At 70.0% G+C, this 16,671-nt stretch carries 15 protein-coding genes; 14 read left to right on the top strand and 1 reads right to left on the bottom strand.

Annotated features, from left to right (window positions below; all coding sequences use genetic code 11):
- The first annotated feature begins 15 nt into the window (after positions 1-15).
- From CK951_RS13300 to CK951_RS13255, 10 genes are read left to right on the top strand one after another with little or no spacing between them, the layout of a single operon-like run.
- A complete protein-coding gene (locus CK951_RS13300; protein WP_096786608.1) occupies positions 16-588 on the top strand; it encodes an FHA domain-containing protein in 573 nt (190 codons plus the stop codon).
- Positions 589-594: 6 nt separating this feature from the next.
- Positions 595-1,728, top strand: coding sequence for a PP2C family serine/threonine-protein phosphatase (locus CK951_RS13295; protein WP_096786607.1), 1,134 nt, complete (start codon positions 595-597; stop codon positions 1,726-1,728).
- The gene (locus CK951_RS13290) at positions 1,725-2,855 is read left to right on the top strand and encodes a serine/threonine-protein kinase (RefSeq protein ID WP_232520625.1); all 1,131 of its coding nucleotides are present in this window, start codon (positions 1,725-1,727) and stop codon (positions 2,853-2,855) included. Before CK951_RS13295 ends, CK951_RS13290 begins: the two co-directional genes overlap by 4 nt.
- Positions 2,855-4,117 carry a trypsin-like peptidase domain-containing protein gene (locus tag CK951_RS13285; RefSeq protein ID WP_096786605.1) on the top strand — a complete coding sequence of 421 codons (1,263 nt, stop codon included), beginning with the start codon at positions 2,855-2,857 and terminating at the stop codon, positions 4,115-4,117. Before CK951_RS13290 ends, CK951_RS13285 begins: the two co-directional genes overlap by 1 nt.
- Complete coding sequence (locus tag CK951_RS13280) at positions 4,114-4,872, top strand: ATP-binding cassette domain-containing protein (RefSeq protein ID WP_096786604.1); 759 nt, start codon at positions 4,114-4,116, stop codon at positions 4,870-4,872. The genes CK951_RS13285 and CK951_RS13280 overlap by 4 nt, the downstream gene beginning before the upstream one ends.
- Positions 4,872-6,086 (top strand): ABC transporter, encoded by a 1,215-nt coding sequence (locus CK951_RS13275; protein ID WP_096786603.1) that lies wholly within the window; start codon positions 4,872-4,874, stop codon positions 6,084-6,086. Before CK951_RS13280 ends, CK951_RS13275 begins: the two co-directional genes overlap by 1 nt.
- On the top strand, positions 6,079-7,710 hold the full coding sequence (locus CK951_RS13270) for an SUMF1/EgtB/PvdO family nonheme iron enzyme (protein WP_232520624.1): 1,632 nt from the start codon (positions 6,079-6,081) through the stop codon (positions 7,708-7,710). Before CK951_RS13275 ends, CK951_RS13270 begins: the two co-directional genes overlap by 8 nt.
- Positions 7,711-7,730: 20 nt before the next feature.
- Positions 7,731-7,994, top strand: a complete 264-nt coding sequence (locus tag CK951_RS13265; protein WP_096786601.1) for a hypothetical protein — start codon at positions 7,731-7,733, stop codon at positions 7,992-7,994.
- 19 nt (positions 7,995-8,013) lie between these two features.
- The gene (locus tag CK951_RS13260) at positions 8,014-9,297 is read left to right on the top strand and encodes a serine/threonine-protein kinase (RefSeq protein WP_096786600.1); all 1,284 of its coding nucleotides are present in this window, start codon (positions 8,014-8,016) and stop codon (positions 9,295-9,297) included.
- Between the two features lie 2 nt (positions 9,298-9,299).
- Positions 9,300-11,240, top strand: a complete 1,941-nt coding sequence (locus CK951_RS13255) for a vWA domain-containing protein (protein ID WP_232520623.1) — start codon at positions 9,300-9,302, stop codon at positions 11,238-11,240.
- A 140-nt stretch (positions 11,241-11,380) separates the two neighbouring features.
- Here the strand turns inward: CK951_RS13255 and ychF are convergent, their stop codons facing one another.
- Positions 11,381-12,478, bottom strand: a complete 1,098-nt coding sequence (ychF, locus tag CK951_RS13250) for a redox-regulated ATPase YchF (protein ID WP_096786598.1) — start codon at positions 12,476-12,478, stop codon at positions 11,381-11,383.
- 151 nt (positions 12,479-12,629) lie between these two features.
- Between ychF and trpA the strand changes: the two genes are divergently transcribed.
- The 4 genes from trpA (at position 12,630) to CK951_RS13230 (ending at position 16,593) form a co-directional block, all read left to right on the top strand.
- The gene (trpA, locus tag CK951_RS13245; RefSeq protein WP_096786597.1) at positions 12,630-13,421 is read left to right on the top strand and encodes a tryptophan synthase subunit alpha; all 792 of its coding nucleotides are present in this window, start codon (positions 12,630-12,632) and stop codon (positions 13,419-13,421) included.
- Between the two features lie 253 nt (positions 13,422-13,674).
- On the top strand, positions 13,675-14,838 hold the full coding sequence (locus CK951_RS13240) for an alpha-hydroxy acid oxidase (RefSeq protein ID WP_096787259.1): 1,164 nt from the start codon (positions 13,675-13,677) through the stop codon (positions 14,836-14,838).
- A 256-nt stretch (positions 14,839-15,094) separates the two neighbouring features.
- Complete coding sequence (locus CK951_RS13235) at positions 15,095-15,706, top strand: 50S ribosomal protein L25/general stress protein Ctc (protein ID WP_096786596.1); 612 nt, start codon at positions 15,095-15,097, stop codon at positions 15,704-15,706.
- A 170-nt stretch (positions 15,707-15,876) separates the two neighbouring features.
- Positions 15,877-16,593: a DUF5765 domain-containing protein gene (locus CK951_RS13230; RefSeq protein WP_096786595.1), complete on the top strand. Its 717-nt coding sequence runs from the start codon at positions 15,877-15,879 to the stop codon at positions 16,591-16,593.
- Positions 16,594-16,671 lie beyond the last annotated feature (78 nt).

Below are 16,671 nucleotides of genomic sequence, written 5' to 3'. Positions count from 1 at the left end.
TCAGGAGGGATTGAGATGGCAAGCGACAAGACCAAGTGGATTTTCGAGGCCGAGGACAGCCCGGCGCGCGGCCGCGACTTCACCGACCTCGGCCCGAACGAGACCGGCCTGCTGGGCGTGACGGCGGCGCCCACGGCCATGCTGGACGCGACGCGCATGGTCCAGGTGGCCGATGACCGGACCCGGATCGAGATCGTCGAGGCGATCCCCTTCGAGGAGGAGCTGGACCCCGTCGTGGGCTGGCTGGTGGTCGTCAAGGGCCCGGGCCTCGGCCGCTGCGTGAACATCGGGGCGGGCATGAACATCGTCGGGCGCGAAAGCACCTGCCGGGTGGCGCTGCCCTTCGGCGACATGACGATCTCGGGCGACGACCACCTGCGCATCGTCTATGACGACGTCAGCCGCTCGTTCCTCGTCGTTCCGGGCAGCGGGAAGAACATCACCCGCCTGAACGGGCAGGTCGTCACCGCCACGCTGCCGCTGCCCAGCCATTCGACGCTGGAGCTGAGCAAGAAGACCACCGTCCGCTTCGTCGCCTTCTGCAACGAGGATTTCGACTGGGGCGACATCGCTCCGCCCGAGGCGTGACAGGCGATGACGTTCGTCCATGGCCAGCAGATCATCGGCCGGCGCGAGACCCAGGAGGACTCGCTCGACATCATCTTTCAGAACGAGAAGGACCCGCGCTCCGACGTCCTGATGCTTCTCGCCGACGGGATGGGGGGCCACGCCGGCGGAGAGGTGGCGAGCGGTCTGGCCCTGCGGGCCTTTGCCCACCACTTCACCCAGGTGGCGCGGGCGCCGCGCCCAGCCGACCGGCTTCAGGATGCGCTCGAGGCCGCAAACGAGGCGATCCGCGCGGCGCTGTCGCGCGATCCCAGCCTGCGGGGCATGGGCTGCACGCTGATCGCGGCGATCAAGCTGGCGGATCGGCTCGTCTGGGTCAGCGTGGGCGACAGCGCGATCTACCTGCTGCGTCGCGGCGTGCTGCGGCGGGTGAATGCCGACCATTCGATCTTCGGCGAGCTGATGGGCCTCGTCGAGGCGGGCCGGATGACCCGGGCCGAGGCCGCGGGCCATCCCCGCCGCAACGTGCTGCGTTCGGCGCTGACCGGCAATCCCCTGACCCTGGTGGATGTGAACTCGCTGGCGCTCGAACCCGGCGATGCGGTCGTGATCGCGACGGACGGTCTGGATGCACTGCCCGAGGCCGAGCTTGTGGAGATCCTCAACGACCGGATGCGCGGCGGCGCGCGGGCCGTGACCGAGGCCCTGCTGGCCGCGGTCGAGCGCAAGGGCCACCCGTCGCAGGACAATACCTCGGTCATCGTCTACCGTCACCCGGGCACGCGCGCGGGGCGGCCCGGCGCGCTGAACCTTTCGGGCTGGCGCCTGCCGCTGGCTGCGGCCGGCCTCGGTTCCGCGCTCGTGCTGGCGGGCCTTGCGATCTATGCCGCGCTGGGTGGCCCTGCGGCCGAACCGGAGCCTGCCGCCGAGGCGGCAGGCACGACGTCCCGAACGGAAATGCGCGACATCCCCGTCCCCGCCGAGGACCAGCCGGTCACGCCCAAACCGGCCGATCCGCCGGGAGCGGTCAAGCCGAAGACGGTCGCGCCGCCCGCAACGGTGACGCCGCGGGCGCGACCGCCGGCGGCTGCCGCGCCTCAGCCCGCGCCCGCACCTGCGCGCGTCCCCGAGCCGGAGAAAGCGGCGCCGGACAGGACATGATGCTCGAGCCGCGCCTTCCCAACGGCACCCGCATCGGGGGTCATGCGATCGTGGACCAGATCGGCCGCGGCGGCTTCGGTATCACCTACCGCGCCACCGCGCTCGAATCCGGCGCGGCTGTCGCGTTGAAGGAATATTTCCCCTGCGACATCGCGCACCGGGACGTGAATGGCTTCGTCCGCCCGCTTCCCAAGGCCGAGCGGGTGTATCAGGAGGGACTTGCCGCCTTCATCGCCGAGGCGAACATCCTGAAGGCGCTTCCCCAGCAGGCCGGCCTCGTCCGCGTGCGCGGCGCCTTCGAGAAGTTCGGAACTGCCTACTGCGCCATGGATTTCATCGAGGGCGAGCCGCTCAGCCGCCTCGTCGCCCCGATGATCCAGCGGACGGGCTTCATTCCCGAGGGGCTTCTGCGCAGCTTCCTCGGGCCCATCTGCATCGCGCTGGAGACCGTGCATTCCACCGGGCTCGTGCACCGGGACGTGAAGCCCGCGAACGTGATGATCGCCCGGCAGGACCAGCAGCCGATCCTGATCGATTTCGGGGCCGCACGTCCGTCCGGCCAGCGCGGCTCGCTGGCGATGTTCACCAAGAACTACGCCCCGCCGGAGCTTTTCCCCCGCGGCCAGATCCGCGCGCCGCAGCGGCTCGACGAGGGCCCGTGGAGCGACATCTACTCGCTGGCCGTCATGCTCTACGAGATGGCCTCGCAGCGCCTGCCGCCCAATGCCCAGGACCGCGCGGCAGCCATTGCCGCCGGGGGCGCCGATCCCTTCGTGCCGCTGGCGGCGCTGGTGGCGAACCGGGGCATCCGCGCCAGCTACTCCCCCGCGCTCGTCACCGCCATCGATGCGGGCTGCACGCTCTGGCCGCTGGACCGGCCGCAGGCCGTCCGCCAGTTCGCCTACATGGCCGGCGTCGAGCTTGCGCGGCCGACGTCCGTCGCGTCCCGCCGAAGCGAGCGACCGGCGGAGCGCCCGTCCGTCTCCGTCGCATCGGTCTCGCGGCGCGGCCCGAGCAGGGCGGTGAACCGCCAGCCCATCGTCATGGTGATCCTCATGCTGCTGATCGCGGCCGCTGCGGTGGCCTATGGCATCCTGTCCCGTCAGCCCGGCTGGATCCCCAACTGATGCCGAACCTCCTGACCCTTCTTCTGGCACTCGTCCTTGCAGCCGCCGCCGCGGCTCAGGACTTCTCGGACATTGCGCCGCTGACGGATCGCTCCGTCGGGCGTGTCTTCGTCGACGCTCCCGGCGGCTACGTGACAGGGGCGGGGGTGGTGATCTCCTCGGGCGGCAGCGGCTCGCTGCTCTACCTGACCAACAACCACGTCATCGAGCGCGGCCGGGACATCGGGGTGGTGTTCAAGACCAGCGACACCATCTCGATCTACCGCGGCTCGGTGCTGGCCGCCTCGCGCGAGGCTGACCTCGCCGTCCTGCAACTCGACCCCAAGAAGGTCACGGCCGCGCCGCCGCCGCCGCTCGCGCTTGACATGCGGACGCTGCGGAAGGGCGAGCCGGTCGTTGCCATCGGCTTTCCCGGTGCGGCCGACGCCGTCATGGGCGAGGAGATGAACATTGCCGCCTTCGAGACGACGCTGACCGGCGGCAACGTAAGCCGGGTGCTGCAGGGCTCCTGGAACAACGGCCCTGCGCGGATCGAGATCGTTCAGCACACTGCCCCGCTCAGTCCCGGCAACTCGGGCGGGCCGCTGCTCGACCGGTGCGGCCGCGTGATCGGCCTGAACACAGCCACTGCGAAAGGCGTGTCGGGCATCTACCTGGCATCGTCCGCCCGCACCATTGCGGACTTCCTCGACGAGGCCGGGCTGTCGGTTGCCGCTGCCAGTGGCGCCTGCGACCCGGAAGCCGGGGCCGGCGCGCCGGCAAGGCCGGCCGTGCCCCCGCCTGCCGTCCCTCCGCCTGCCGTGCCGGCCGGCCCGGGGAACGGCGACATCCGGTTCTGGGCCATCGTTGGCGGCATCCCTGCGGCGCTGCTGACTGTCCTCGCGGTGATAGCCATTGCCGCAAGCGGGCGGAGCGGCGGGGACAGACTGCCCTCGGCCGAGGGACGCGTGGCGCTGACCCTGACGATCCGGACGGGCGACACCAGCTTTTCGCGGCGCATCGGACGCGACAGCCTGCGCGCCGGCGTGGTGATCGGGCGGGGCCGCGGGGTTCCGGTCGACATCGACAACCCGCGCGTCAGCCGGGAGCATCTTCGCCTGTCGCTCGAGGGGCGGAGGCTGATGGCCACGGACCTTGGATCGACCAACGGCACGACGGTCGACGGCAAGCCGTTGGCCCCGCGCCAGCCGCGCCAGATCGGAGAGGCGACGGTGCTGACCCTCGGGGGGGCGGTCGAGATCCGGCTGCGGGCCGGTCCATGATCGCCGCTGCCGCCACCCGTCGGGACACCTCACCCGCATTCGATGCAAGCCTTGCGCCGCTGCCGCGTGCAGCCGACATCCTCGGGCTGTCGGCGCGTCTCGGGGCCGGGTTCATGGTAAGCGTCGAGGAGCTGCAACTGTCCGCGGGCGAGGTGCTGGTGCTCGATTCCCCGAGCGGCACCGGCAAGAGCACGGCTCTCGGCCTGGTCGCCGGCGTGATCGCGGCCGAGGCGCATCCGGGCCTCCGCCACTGTCTGTCCGGCCAGGACATGTTGCAGCAACCGGAGGCGGGGGCCGCGCTGATCGGATTCGTGCTTCAGACCCATGCCCTGGTGGCCTACCTCACCGCCCGCGACAACATCGGCCTGCCGGCACGCATCGCCGGTCTTGCGGTGTCGCCCGGCTGGGCGCGCGAGGTCGTGGGGGCGCTGGGGTTGACCGATCTGCTGGACAGGCTCCCGGCGCAGCTGTCGGTCGGACAGCGCCAGCGGGTCGCCCTTGCGCGGGCCATCCTCGCACGGCCGCGGCTTCTGCTGCTGGACGAGCCGGTGTCGGCGCTGGATCCCGCCAATGTCCGGGCGGTGGAGGAGCTGGTCCTGCATCTCGCGGCGCGTGCCGGTTCGGCCGTGCTGCTTGCGAGCCACCAGGCGTCCCGCGGTGCCTTTGCCGACTGCCGCCGCGTCCGCCACCGGATCGAGAGATCGGGCGTGCTGGTGCGCTCGATCTTCTCGGCTCCCGCCCCGGAGGCCGCGTGATGCCGGTGGCCCTGTTCCTTGCGCTGCGCGAGTTGCGGCATGACTGGATCGCCGCGGCATGTTTCATCGCGGCGCTGGTGGGGGTCCTGGCCCCGATGCTGATCCTGCTGGCGCTGAAGACCGGTGCGGTGGACCGCACCGTGGATCGGCTGGTCGACGATCCCGCCAACCGCGAACTCGTGGCCGTGGGTGCGGGGGCGCATGATGCCGATTTCTTCCGGTGGCTCGAAAGCCGCCCCGAGGTGGGCTTCGTGCTGCCGGCGACGCGCTCGATCAACGCCATGGCCGACGCCGTGGCGGTGGAACTTCCCACCGGCGCCGCACAGGCTTCCGCCCGTCACGGGATCGAGCGCGCTGTTCCGCTTGTCGTCTCGGGCCCCGGCGACCCGCTGATCCCGGGAACCGCCCCCATTTCCGGGCAGGTCTGGCTCAGCACGCCCCTGGCGCGCGCCCTTGGGGCCAATGCGGGATCGGCGGTCCGGCTGGTGATCGGCCGTCGGACCGAAGGGTCGGACCAGACCGCGCGCGGCCGGTTCACCGTGGCCGGCCTCGTGCCGGCGGAGCGCTACGGACGCCCCGCCATCTTCCTTTCCCTCGCCGACATGCTGGCCATCGAGCGCTTCCGCGACGACCCCGCCATCACGCCGGACCGCTGGCTGGACCCCGCCGCGCCGCCCCTGTCCCATGCCAGCTTCAGGCTCTATGCCCGGACTCTGGCCGATCTCGCCCCGCTGGCCGATGCGCTGGCCGAGCGGGGGATCACGGTCCGCCCCAAGGCCGAGAACGCCGCCCTTCTTCTGCGCGTCCGGGAGGCGGCGGACCGGCTCTACATGGCGATCGCGGTGCTTGCCGTGGCAGGGTTCTGGGCCGCGATGAGCGCCAATCTGCGCGGCATGGTCGAGCGGCAGCGGCTGGCGCTCAGCCTCCTGCGGATGCTCGGGCTGTCGCCGGCGGGACGGGCCGCGATCCCGCTGATCCAGAGCCTCGTTCTGGCGGTGGCGGGCCTCTGCGTGTCGCTGGCCATCGTGCTGCCGGGCCTCGCACTGATCAACGCAACCCTGGCCGGCGTCGGCGACGGGCCGGTGGCCAGCCTCCGAGCGGGGCAGGTGGCGGCGGCCGCGGCGCTGGTCGGTGCGACGGCGGTCACGGCATCCGGCTGGGCCATGGCGGCCGTGGCAAGGATTCCGGGCGAAGAGGTGCTCAGACATGGATAGGACGACAGGACGCGCGGCCCTTCTCGCCGGCTTCATGGCGCTTGCGCCGCTTGGGGCAGGGGCCGAGGGCATCATCACCTGGGACGAGAAATACTGGAACCCGCAGCCTGCCGCAGGGGACCTCGTGCTGCCGATGCCCTGCGGCGGCGGCATGGTGTTCCGCCCCGTGGCCACCCCGAACGCCGAAGGGGCCATCGGCGACGTCCCGGTGATCCTGGGGCAGGAAGGGGATGCGCAGCCCTATCTGGACGGCCTGAGGCGCTCCTACGTCTCGGGGGGGTTGGAGGATACCGCGAAAGGCGGCGGCAAGGGGCTGTTCTACATCGGGAAATACGAGATCGCCGAGGCGCAGTATCGCGCCGTGACAGAGCCCTGCACGGGCGAGAAGCCGCGGCGGCGCGACTTCCTGCCCAAGGCCGGCGTCACCCGGACCGAGCTTGAGGCATTCGCCGAGGCTTGGACCGTCTGGCTGATGCGCAATGCGCCGGACAGCCTGCCGGCGGCCGGTCAGACGGGGGCCTATCTTCGGCTGCCCACCGAGGAGGAGTGGGAATTTGCCGCGCGGGGTGGCCTTGCGGTGGATCCCGCGCTGTTCCGGGGCGCCCTGCCGCCCATCCCCGAGGGCCACGTCCCGTCGGAATACATCGCCCATGGCGGAACCGACAGCGCTGGCGGGAAGGTGCAGGCGATCGGCACCCTTGCTTCGAACCCGCTGGGTCTTCACGACATGCTCGGCAACGTGTCGGAATTCGTGCTGACGCCCTTCGCGATGGTGCGACACGGCCGGCTGCATGGCCAGGCGGGCGGCTACATCAAGCGGGGCGGCGATGCCCGCACCCCCATCGACCAGATCACCAGCGCCACGCGCTTCGAGGTCTCGCCCTTCGACACCCGCTCGAAGGATGTCACGCGCGAGGACTACACCGGGGGGCGGCTGGTGCTTTCGGCGCTGTCGATCACCTCGGCCGAACAGGCCCGTGCCGTCGCCGAGGCGCTGGAGGAGCTTTCCCGTGCCGACCCGGCCCTCGAGTCCGCCGCCTCGGAAACCGAGGTGCTTGCGCTGCTGGACCGGCTGTCGCGCGAGGCGGCCGAACCCGGCGCCCGCAGCCGCTTCGCCGTGATCGCCGAGACGATCCGGTCGGCCCGCGCCGAGACGAACGCCCAGCGCGATCGGTCAATCCGGCTGATCCTCGGCTCGGCCGTCCTGACCTGCGACCAGATCGTGCAGCGTTACCTGAATGCGCTCGCCATCGCGGCCCTCCTGCCGAGCTACGACGGGATGGCCGCCGAGGCGGAGGCCAGTGGCGACGACCAGCTGGGCCAGGAGGTGGCCGAGGCCCGCGCCGAAGCCGACGGCAAGCTGCGCGATCTCGAGGCGGTCATCGCCCGCGAAAGCGTCGACTACGGCAACCTGATCGAGGGGCTCTCGGCCGAGTTCTCGCAGACCCTTCTGGCCGCACAGATCGGATCGGTTCGCGACGAACACGAGAGCCGCGGCGCCCGGCGGGCGGCCTGCCTTGGCGCGGTGCAGGACCATCTCGGCCGGCGCGGCGCGAGCGGGATGAACGACCTCGGCCGCATCCGCGACGACATGCAACAGATTGCGGCCGCTCAGGCCCGGTGACCCTAAGGAGTAATGCGCCCATGCGGGATCTTCTGAACAAATCCCTGTCCATCCTGATCTGGATCGCGACCGGCTTCAACGTGGCCCTGTCCTGCTACACCGGCGCCATGATCATCCGCCATTCGCCCAAGTATGCGGTCGGCGACAGCACCGTCATCCTCTACGGGTTCCTGTTCATCCTCTTCAGTGTCACGCTGTCCTTCGTCTTCGCCGGGATCTGCTTCCAGATCATGGACATCCGTACCTTCACCAAGCACGTCGCGCTGAACCAGCGCCGCCTGTGACCGCCGACGGGAGGGTGCGATGACGACCGAACTTCAGCCTGGCGACGTGATCCAGGACACCTACCGCGTCGAGGCGCGTCTGGGTCAGGGCGGCATGGGCACCACCTGGCGCGGGGTGAACCTCACCACGCAGGACGTGGTGGCGATCAAGGTCATGGCGCCCGAGATCGCGCTGGTGCCGCGCGCGGTGGATCTGTTCCGGCGCGAGGCGCAGCTGCTGCGCAAGGTCCAGAGCGATGCGGTGATCCGCTACGAGACCACGCTGCAGGACCGCGAGGGCCGGCTCTACCTGATCATGGAATTCGTGGATGGCCAGCCGCTGTCGCATTATCTGGAGCGCGGCGCGCGGCTGGCGCCGGCGGACGTGCTGCTGCTGGGGCGCCGCATCGCCGGCGCGCTGGCGGCGATCCATGCGCTGGGCATCGTTCATCGTGATGTGGCGCCGGACAACATCATGCTGCCCGACGGCGACATCGGCCACTGCAAGCTGATCGACTTCGGCCTTGCCTCCAACACGGCGGGGACCGAGGCCTCGATCATCGGCTCGACCTATGCGGGGAAGTATTCCTATTCCTCGCCCGAGCAGTTCGGCCTGCACGGCGCGCGCGTCGGGGCCGCCTCGGACGTCTATTCCCTCGGACTCGTGCTGATGAAGGTGGCGGGGCTGAAGGTTCCGGGCGAAGGCATGGGCATCGCCGCCGTCGAGGCTCGCCGGGACGACCTGAAGATCCCCCCCGCCGCGGGCCTGCCGCCGGCGTTGCGCGCCACGCTCGAGGCGATGCTGAAGACCCGGCCCGAGGAGCGCCCGACCGATCTGGTGCAGCGCCTGACTGCGGCGGCGGGTGCCGTCGATCGGGGCGCGCCGCGGGGAATGGCGCGTCGGGGCATCCTGCTGGGTCTGGGCGGCGTGTCGGCACTGGCCGCGGCGGGGGCGGGCCTCTGGTTCGCCCTGCCGCTGCTTTCGAAGGATGGCCAAGGCGGCAGTTCCAGACAGGTCGGAGACGCGCGCCGTGCGCTGGACGCCAGCGATCCCCTGGCGGAGGTCGAGGCCCTGATCGACTCGGGCAATCTCGAGGCCGCCCTTGCCAGCCTGATCGCGCTGGCCCGCAACCCGGATGCCAGCGCCGAGCGCCGCATCCGGGCCCATTTGGCGCTGGGCCGGATGTATGATCCGGCGACCTTCGATCCACGTCGTAGTCCCTTCCCGCAGCCGAACGCCGCTGCGGCGCGACGCGCCTACGAGGCCGCTGCCGCCCTCGGGTCCGCCGAAGCGCAGACGGCCCTTGCGAAGCTGAGAGGATGACCATGTTCCATCGTTTCCTTGCGGCCCTCCTCCTCATGGCGACGGCCGCGGTCGCGGCAGACCGCGTCCCGCTGGTCATGGACGGCAAGACCTCGCTGCCGCAGCGCGTGCTGGTCCGCCAGGCGACGGAGCGTCTGGATGCACCGGGCGGGCACCCGCTCGGCAGTGCGCTGCCGCTTCAGCAATTCTTCGTCTACGGGCGGAGCGAGGGCTGGGTCGAGGTCGGGCCGTCGCAGGATGGCCGTGACCTGGGATGGCTTCCGGTCACTGCGGTGGCCGACTGGAACCAGAACATCGTGGCTACGCTGGAGGTGACGGCGGGTCTCGACCGGACGCTGTTCCTGTCCGATCTCGACACGGCCTACGACCTGGTCGAGGCCGAGGACCCGGGCACGGAGGCCGCGGCGCTGCGAGCCGAGGCCGAGGCCGCCGAGCGCAGTGGCACGCCGTCGGACCGCGTCGTGGCGCTCGGGCCCCGTGAGGCGATCGATCAACGCCAGCGGCTGCATGTGCTGCCGATCCTCGATGCCGAAGAGGCGCTGTTCGAGAACGGCACCTTCGTGAACCTTCTGAAGGTGGCCGTCGCCCGCACCGGCGGCCGCGACGCGGCAGGGCCCGCCGCGACGGAAAAGCCGATCGGCGGGGTGCCGGATGCGCCGCGTGCCGGGATGCGGGCGGGCGTGGTCTTCGTCGTGGATACCACGCATTCGATGGGTCCCTACATCGACGCGACCCGCGAGGCCCTGAGCGGAGTCTACCGCGAGGTGGCGGCGGCGAACCTCACCGACCGTGTCTCCTTCGGACTGGTGGGGTATCGCGACAGCCTGCGGGGCCAGCCCCTGCTGGAATATGCCGCGCGCACCTTCGTCACGCTGGACGAGGGGCGCAGCGAGGCGGGCTTTCTTGCCGGGATCCGGACCATGACCGAAGCGACGGCCTCCAGCCGTGGCTTCCGCGAGGACAGCTATACCGGGCTGGAGCATGCCATCAGTTCGCTCGACTGGTCGGGCTACGACGTGCGGCTTGTCGTGCTGGTCACCGACGCGGGCCCGCGCGAGGCCACGGACGAGCTCAGCGGGACCGGCCTCAGCGGCGAGGCGCTGAACCGGCTCGTGCGCGAGCAGCTGGGGGGCTATGTCGCCGTGATACACCTGCTGACGCCGAAGGGGGCGGAGGTCGGCGACCACGAGCGGGCGACACGGCTCTATCGCGAACTGACCACGTTCCCGAACCTTCCGCCGCTCTATTTCGCGGTGCCGAAGGGCGAGGCCGCCGCCTACGAGGCCGCGGCGCGGCAGGTGGGGCAGGTGGTGGTGGACCAGCTTTCGGCCTCGGCCCGGGATGCAGGGGGGCCGGCGCCCGTGCCCGATACCCCCATCGCCTCGGCCGTGGGGCAGGCGATGCAGACCCTGCGCCTCGCCTATCTTGGCCGTCAGGACGGCACCGAGGCGCCCGACGTGTTCGAGGGCGTGATCGCCGACCGCGACTTCGCCCAGCCGGCGCTGCGCCCGGTGTCGATCCGTCTGCTGCTGTCCAAGGCTCAGCTGTCCGACCTGGCGGAGGCGCTGCAGATCGTCGTGGACAAGGCCGAGGCCAATGTCCTGGACCCGGATCGCTTCTTCGAGCAGGTGCTGGGCGCCGCCGCCGACATGAGCCGCCGACCCGAGAGCGTGTCCCGCCGCCAGGACGAAACGCTTGCCGGGGCCGTCGCGGTTTCGGAACTGCTGGAGGGCCTGCCCTACCGGTCTCGCATCATGACCATCACCCAGGAAGACTGGGTGCGAATGTCGATCTCCGAGCAGCAGGCGCTGGTCAATGACCTTCACGACAAGCTGGAGCGCTATCGGCGCTACAACGCCTCGCCGGATCTCTGGGTAAACCATCTCGGGCAGCCGGGGGCCGACGGGCTACTGTATCCGATGCTGCTCGACGACCTGCCCTGAGCCGCGGCGCGCAGGAGGCCCTGCGGGCGGATGCGCCCGGGCGCGGCCCGCTCGGGGGCGGTGGCCCCTGGCGGAGCCAGCCGCCGGACCGCCAGGGCCGGGCCACGGGCCCGGGCAGGGAAGCGACCTGTGCGCGTCGCTCAGGCGTTGAACAGGAAGTGCAGCACGTCGCCGTCCTGAACCTCGTAGGTCTTGCCTTCGATGCGGAACTTGCCGGCTTCCTTGGCGCCGGCCTCGCCCCGGCCCGCGACATAGTCGTCATAGGCGATGGTCTCGGCGCGGATGAAGCCCTTCTCGAAGTCGCCATGGATCACGCCCGCCGCCTGGGGGGCCAGCATCCCCTTCGGGATCGTCCAGGCCCGCGCCTCCTTGGGGCCGACCGTGAAGTAGGTCTGCAGGCCCAGAAGCTCGTGCCCCGCCCGGATCAGGCGGTCGAGGCCGGCTTCCTCCAGCCCCATCTCGGTCAGGAACATCTCGGCTTCCTCGGGGGGAAGCTGGGCGATCTCCTCCTCGATGCGGGCCGAGATCACCACCGTCGCCGCGCCCTGCGCCTTCGCCATCTCGGCGACGCGGGCGGATTGCGAATTGCCGCTGGCGGCCGAGGCTTCCTCGACGTTGCAGACATAGAGCACGGGCTTCGCGGTCAGCAGTTGCAGCATCCGCCAGGCGCGCTGGTCGTCGTCGGCAACCTTCACCGTGCGCGCGGGCTTGCCGGCCTCGAGTGCGGCCAGCGCGGCGCGCAGCAGCCGGTCCTGGTCCAGCGCCTCCTTGTCGCCGCCCTTCAGCTTGCGCGCGAGGTTCGCGAGCCGCCGCTCGATCGATTCCATGTCCGCGAGCATCAGCTCGGTCTCGATGGTTTCGGCATCGGCCACCGGGTCGATCCGCCCCTCGACATGGGTGATGTCGCCGTCCTCGAAGCAGCGAAGCACATGCGCGATGGCGTCGCACTCGCGGATGTTGGCGAGGAACTGGTTGCCGAGACCCTCGCCCTTCGAGGCGCCGCGCACGAGGCCCGCGATGTCCACGAAGGTCATCCGCGTCGGGATGATCTGCTTGGAACCGGCGATCTCTGCCAGAACTTCGAGGCGCGGATCGGGGACCGCAACCTCGCCCACGTTCGGCTCGATGGTGCAGAAGGGGAAGTTCGCGGCCTGTGCGGCAGCGGTGCGGGTGAGCGCGTTGAAGAGCGTGGATTTGCCCACGTTCGGCAGGCCGACGATCCCCATGCGGAAACCCATGATCCACTCCTTGCTGGTTTCGCCGCTTCATAGGCAAGGGCCGGGGGCAAGGCAAGCGCGGGGGGTGCCGCATGGGCCTTGCCAGCTTCGCCCATTGATTTTCCCGCGCCGCTGACGCAAACCGGCTGCCATCAGGGCGACGGGGACGGACATGACGCGGATCGACGACAGCTTCCGGCGGCTGCAGGCCGAGGGGAAGAAGGCCTTCGTGGCCTATATCATGGCGGGCGATCCGGACCTCGAGACCTCGCTTCAGGTGATGAAGGGGCTGCCCGCGGCGGGCGTGGACATCATCGAGCTTGGCATGCCCTTCACCGATCCGATGGCGGACGGGCCGACGATCCAGGTCGCGGGCCAGCGCGCGCTGGAGGGTGGGCAGACGCTCGCGCGGACGCTCGACATGGTGCGGGAGTTCCGCAAGGGCGACGCAGTGACGCCGATCGTGATGATGGGTTACTACAACCCGATCTATTCCCGCGGGGTTGACCGCTTCCTGACCGAGGCGCGCGAGGCGGGGATCGACGGGCTGATCGTGGTGGACCTGCCGCCCGAGGAGGACAGCGAGCTTTGCCTGCCGGCGCAGGCGGCGGGGCTGAACTTCATCCGGCTGGCGACGCCCACGACCGACGACCGGCGGCTGCCGAAGGTGCTGCAGAACACCTCGGGCTTCGTCTACTACGTCTCGATCACCGGGATCACCGGCGCTGCCGCGGCCCAGGCCGTCGACGTGGCGCCCGAGGTGGCGCGGATCAAGGCCGCGACGGCGCTGCCGGTGATCGTGGGCTTCGGCATCTCGTCGCCCGAGGCCGCGCGCGACATCGCCGGTATTGCAGACGGCTGCGTCGTGGGCTCCGCGATCGTGAAGCTGGTGGGCGAGGGGCGTCCGGTGGCCGAAGTGCTCGACCGGGTGGCCGCGCTGGCAGCGGGAGCGCACGCCGCCTGACGCGCCGCGTCAGCCGGAGAGGTGGCCGCGGCTCTCGCATCGGTCCCGCCGGTTCCGCTGTGTCGGGCAGGTATGGTCGGGGGGTGCCGGCGCCGGGGGCATCGAGCCCCCGACACCGGCGTTGCCACGGCAGGAGGCACCCTCTCGGCGCGGATCCTCGACCGTTGATCCGGGTCGGTCCTATGCAAGGTGCGTTGATCTGGTCAGCCTCTACCGGTAAGGAAACATGACCAGTTCCAGCCCGGAGATCTCCATGCCCGTCATCACCTGCATCGAGGACCTGAAGCGCATGCACCGCCGGCGGGCGCCGAGGATGTTCTTCGATTATTGCGAGAGCGGCAGCTACACCGAGCAGACGTTCCGCGACAACTGCTCGGACTTCCAGCAGATCCGCCTCAGGCAGAAGGTGGCGGTGGACATGCTCGGCCGCTCAACCCGGTCGCAGATGATCGGGCAGGAGGTGGCGATGCCGGTCGCGCTGGCTCCGGTCGGCATGACCGGGATGCAATGCGCCGATGGCGAGATCAAGGCCGCGCGCGCCGCCGAGGCCTTCGGGGTGCCCTACACGCTGTCGACCATGTCGATCTGCTCGGTCGAGGACGTGGCGGCGGCCACGACGAAGCCGTTCTGGTTCCAGCTTTACGTCATGAAGGACGAAGAATTCGTCGACTCGATGCTGGAGCGGGCGAAGCGGGCCCGCTGCTCGGCGCTGGTGCTGACGCTCGACCTGCAGATCCTTGGCCAGCGGCACAAGGACCTGAAGAACGGCCTTTCGGCGCCGCCGAAGCTGACGCTGCCGGTGATGCTGGATCTGGCGACCAAGTGGGGCTGGGGGATCGAGATGCTGCGCACGAAGCGGCGCAGCTTCGGCAACATCGTGGGCCACGCCAAGGGCGTAGGCGACACGTCGAGCCTGATGAGCTGGACGGCCGAGCAGTTCGACCCGCAGCTCGACTGGAAGAAGATCGCGCGCATCCGCGACGTCTGGGGCGGGAAGATCATCCTGAAGGGCATCCTCGACGCCGATGACGCGCGGCGCGCGGCGGACTTCGGGGCGGATGCGATCGTGGTCTCGAATCACGGCGGGCGGCAACTCGACGGCGCGCTGTCATCGATCCGGATGCTGCCCGAGATCGTGCGCGCCGTGGGCGACCGGATCGAGGTACACATGGACGGCGGCATCCGCTCGGGGCAGGACGTGCTGAAGGCGCTCGCGCTGGGGGCGAAGGGCACCTACATCGGCCGGTCCTACATCTATGGCCTCGGCGCGATGGGCGAGGCGGGTGTGCGTCGCGCGCTCGAGGTGATCTGGAAGGAGCTGGACGTCTCGATGGCGCTGTGCGGCGAGAAGTCGGTGGGTGCGCTTGGTCGCGACAACCTTCTGGTTCCGAAAGGCTTCGAAGGGGAGTGGGGCTGAGCGCGGAAGCGGTCAGCCACCGGACGGCGTGGCGCGGATCGGGTTCCGCGCCCGCCTCGCAAGTCGGGGCGGTTCCGGGGATGGGGCGGCACTGGAAGGTGTGTCCGGCCGCATCGCGGCGGCAAACCAGAGCTCTAGAGAAATCGTGACCGGGCTGGCTCCGGGGCTTTCCTTCGGGGCGAAGATCGGCTATGGCGGCGCCTCGCGACCCCATGCACCCTTGGAGGATGGGGCGTTTCACATATGGAGAACCTCTATGGCTGGTGAAATCCCGGATTTTCAGGCCGAGGTACGGACGGGGACAGGCAAGGGGGCCGCTCGTCAAGCTCGTCGTGAGGGCTACGTACCCGGAATCGTCTACGGCGGTGGGCAAGAGCCGCTGTCGATCAACGTCAAGTACAACGACCTGCTGAACCGGCTGAAGAAGGGCCGCTTCCTGCAGACGCTGTTCAACCTCAAGGTCGAGGGCCAGGAAGACGTCCGCGTGATCTGCCGCGGCGTGCAGCGCGATGTCGTGAAGGACCTGCCGACGCACGTCGACTTCATGCGTCTGCGCCGCACGAGCCGGATCAACCTGTTCATCCACGTGACCTTCGAGAACCACGACAAGGCCCCGGGCCTGAAGCGTGGCGGCACCCTGACCGTGGTGCGTCCCGAGGTGGAACTGGAAGTGACTGCGGGCGACATCCCGGATCACATCACGGTGGACCTGACCGGCAAGAACGTCGGCGATGTCATCCACATCAACGATGTCGCGCTGCCGGAAGGCGCGGTTCCGACGATCAACCGGAACTTCGTGATCGCGAACATCTCGGCTCCGTCGGGCCTGCGGTCGTCGGACAACGAGGACGAGGCCGCCGAGGCCTGAGCCTTGCGGACCATGCTTGCGGGAGGCGGGGGCGCGAGCCTCCGCCTCCTTTGCTTTTCCCACCGTTGACCGCCGCCTGCCGCCGCCTCAGGGGTGCGGGCCGACCATCTTCGTTTGCCAGCCCGCCGCTGCGCGCCCATGCTGGGCGCCTGAAGCGGTGGGAGGTGCCGATGTGCTGGGGAACTGAGGTCACGACCGGGATGGTGCTTGCCGGAACGGCAGGGGCTGCCATCACCTGGTGGCGCGGCGACCCGCCGGCGATCCCGGTCACGCTGCTCTTCTTCGCGCTGATGGAGGGGCTTCAGTTCGGCGGCTACATGGTGCTTGACCAGTGCGGCACGCCGGCGAACCGCGCGGTGACGCTGTTCTCGGTCCTGCACATCGCCTTCCAGCCGATCTTCATCAACGCCTACACCATCGCCATCGCCGCGCCCCTCCTGGCGCCCCGCGCCCGGCGGATCGTGCTTGGCCTGGCCGGGCTTTCCACTTTCCTCATCATCCTGCAGCTTGTGCCGCTGCAGATGCTGGGCACATGCGAGCCGGGCCGTCCGCTTTGCGGGGCGCCGCTCTGCACCGTGTCGGGCGATTGGCACCTCGCCTGGGACGTGCCCTACAACGGTCTTTTCCTGGCATTCGACCGGACGTTCGGCACGAACTTCGGGTTCCCGCCCTACATCCTCGCCGTCTTCGTGATGCCCGTGTTCTACGGGGCATGGCGACTGGCGCTGTTCCACGCGCTGGCGGGGCCGGTGCTGGCCTTCTCGTTGACCACGAACAACAACGAGGGGCCGGCGATCTGGTGCCTGTTCTCGATCGGCATCCTCGCAGTCGCGCTGCTGCCCGGGGTGCGGCGCGTGTTCGTGGCCCGGCCGGTGCCGGCGGTCTAGCCGTCATGGCACCATCCGGCCGGGGTGGCGACCAAGGCCTTGTCCCGTGGGCAGGGCGCACGTAAGACAGGCCGGATC

Source organism: Rhodobacter sp. CZR27 (assembly GCF_002407205.1).
Taxonomy (GTDB): Bacteria; Pseudomonadota; Alphaproteobacteria; order Rhodobacterales; family Rhodobacteraceae; genus Cereibacter_A.
This window is presented reverse-complemented; position numbering and strand designations above follow the sequence as displayed.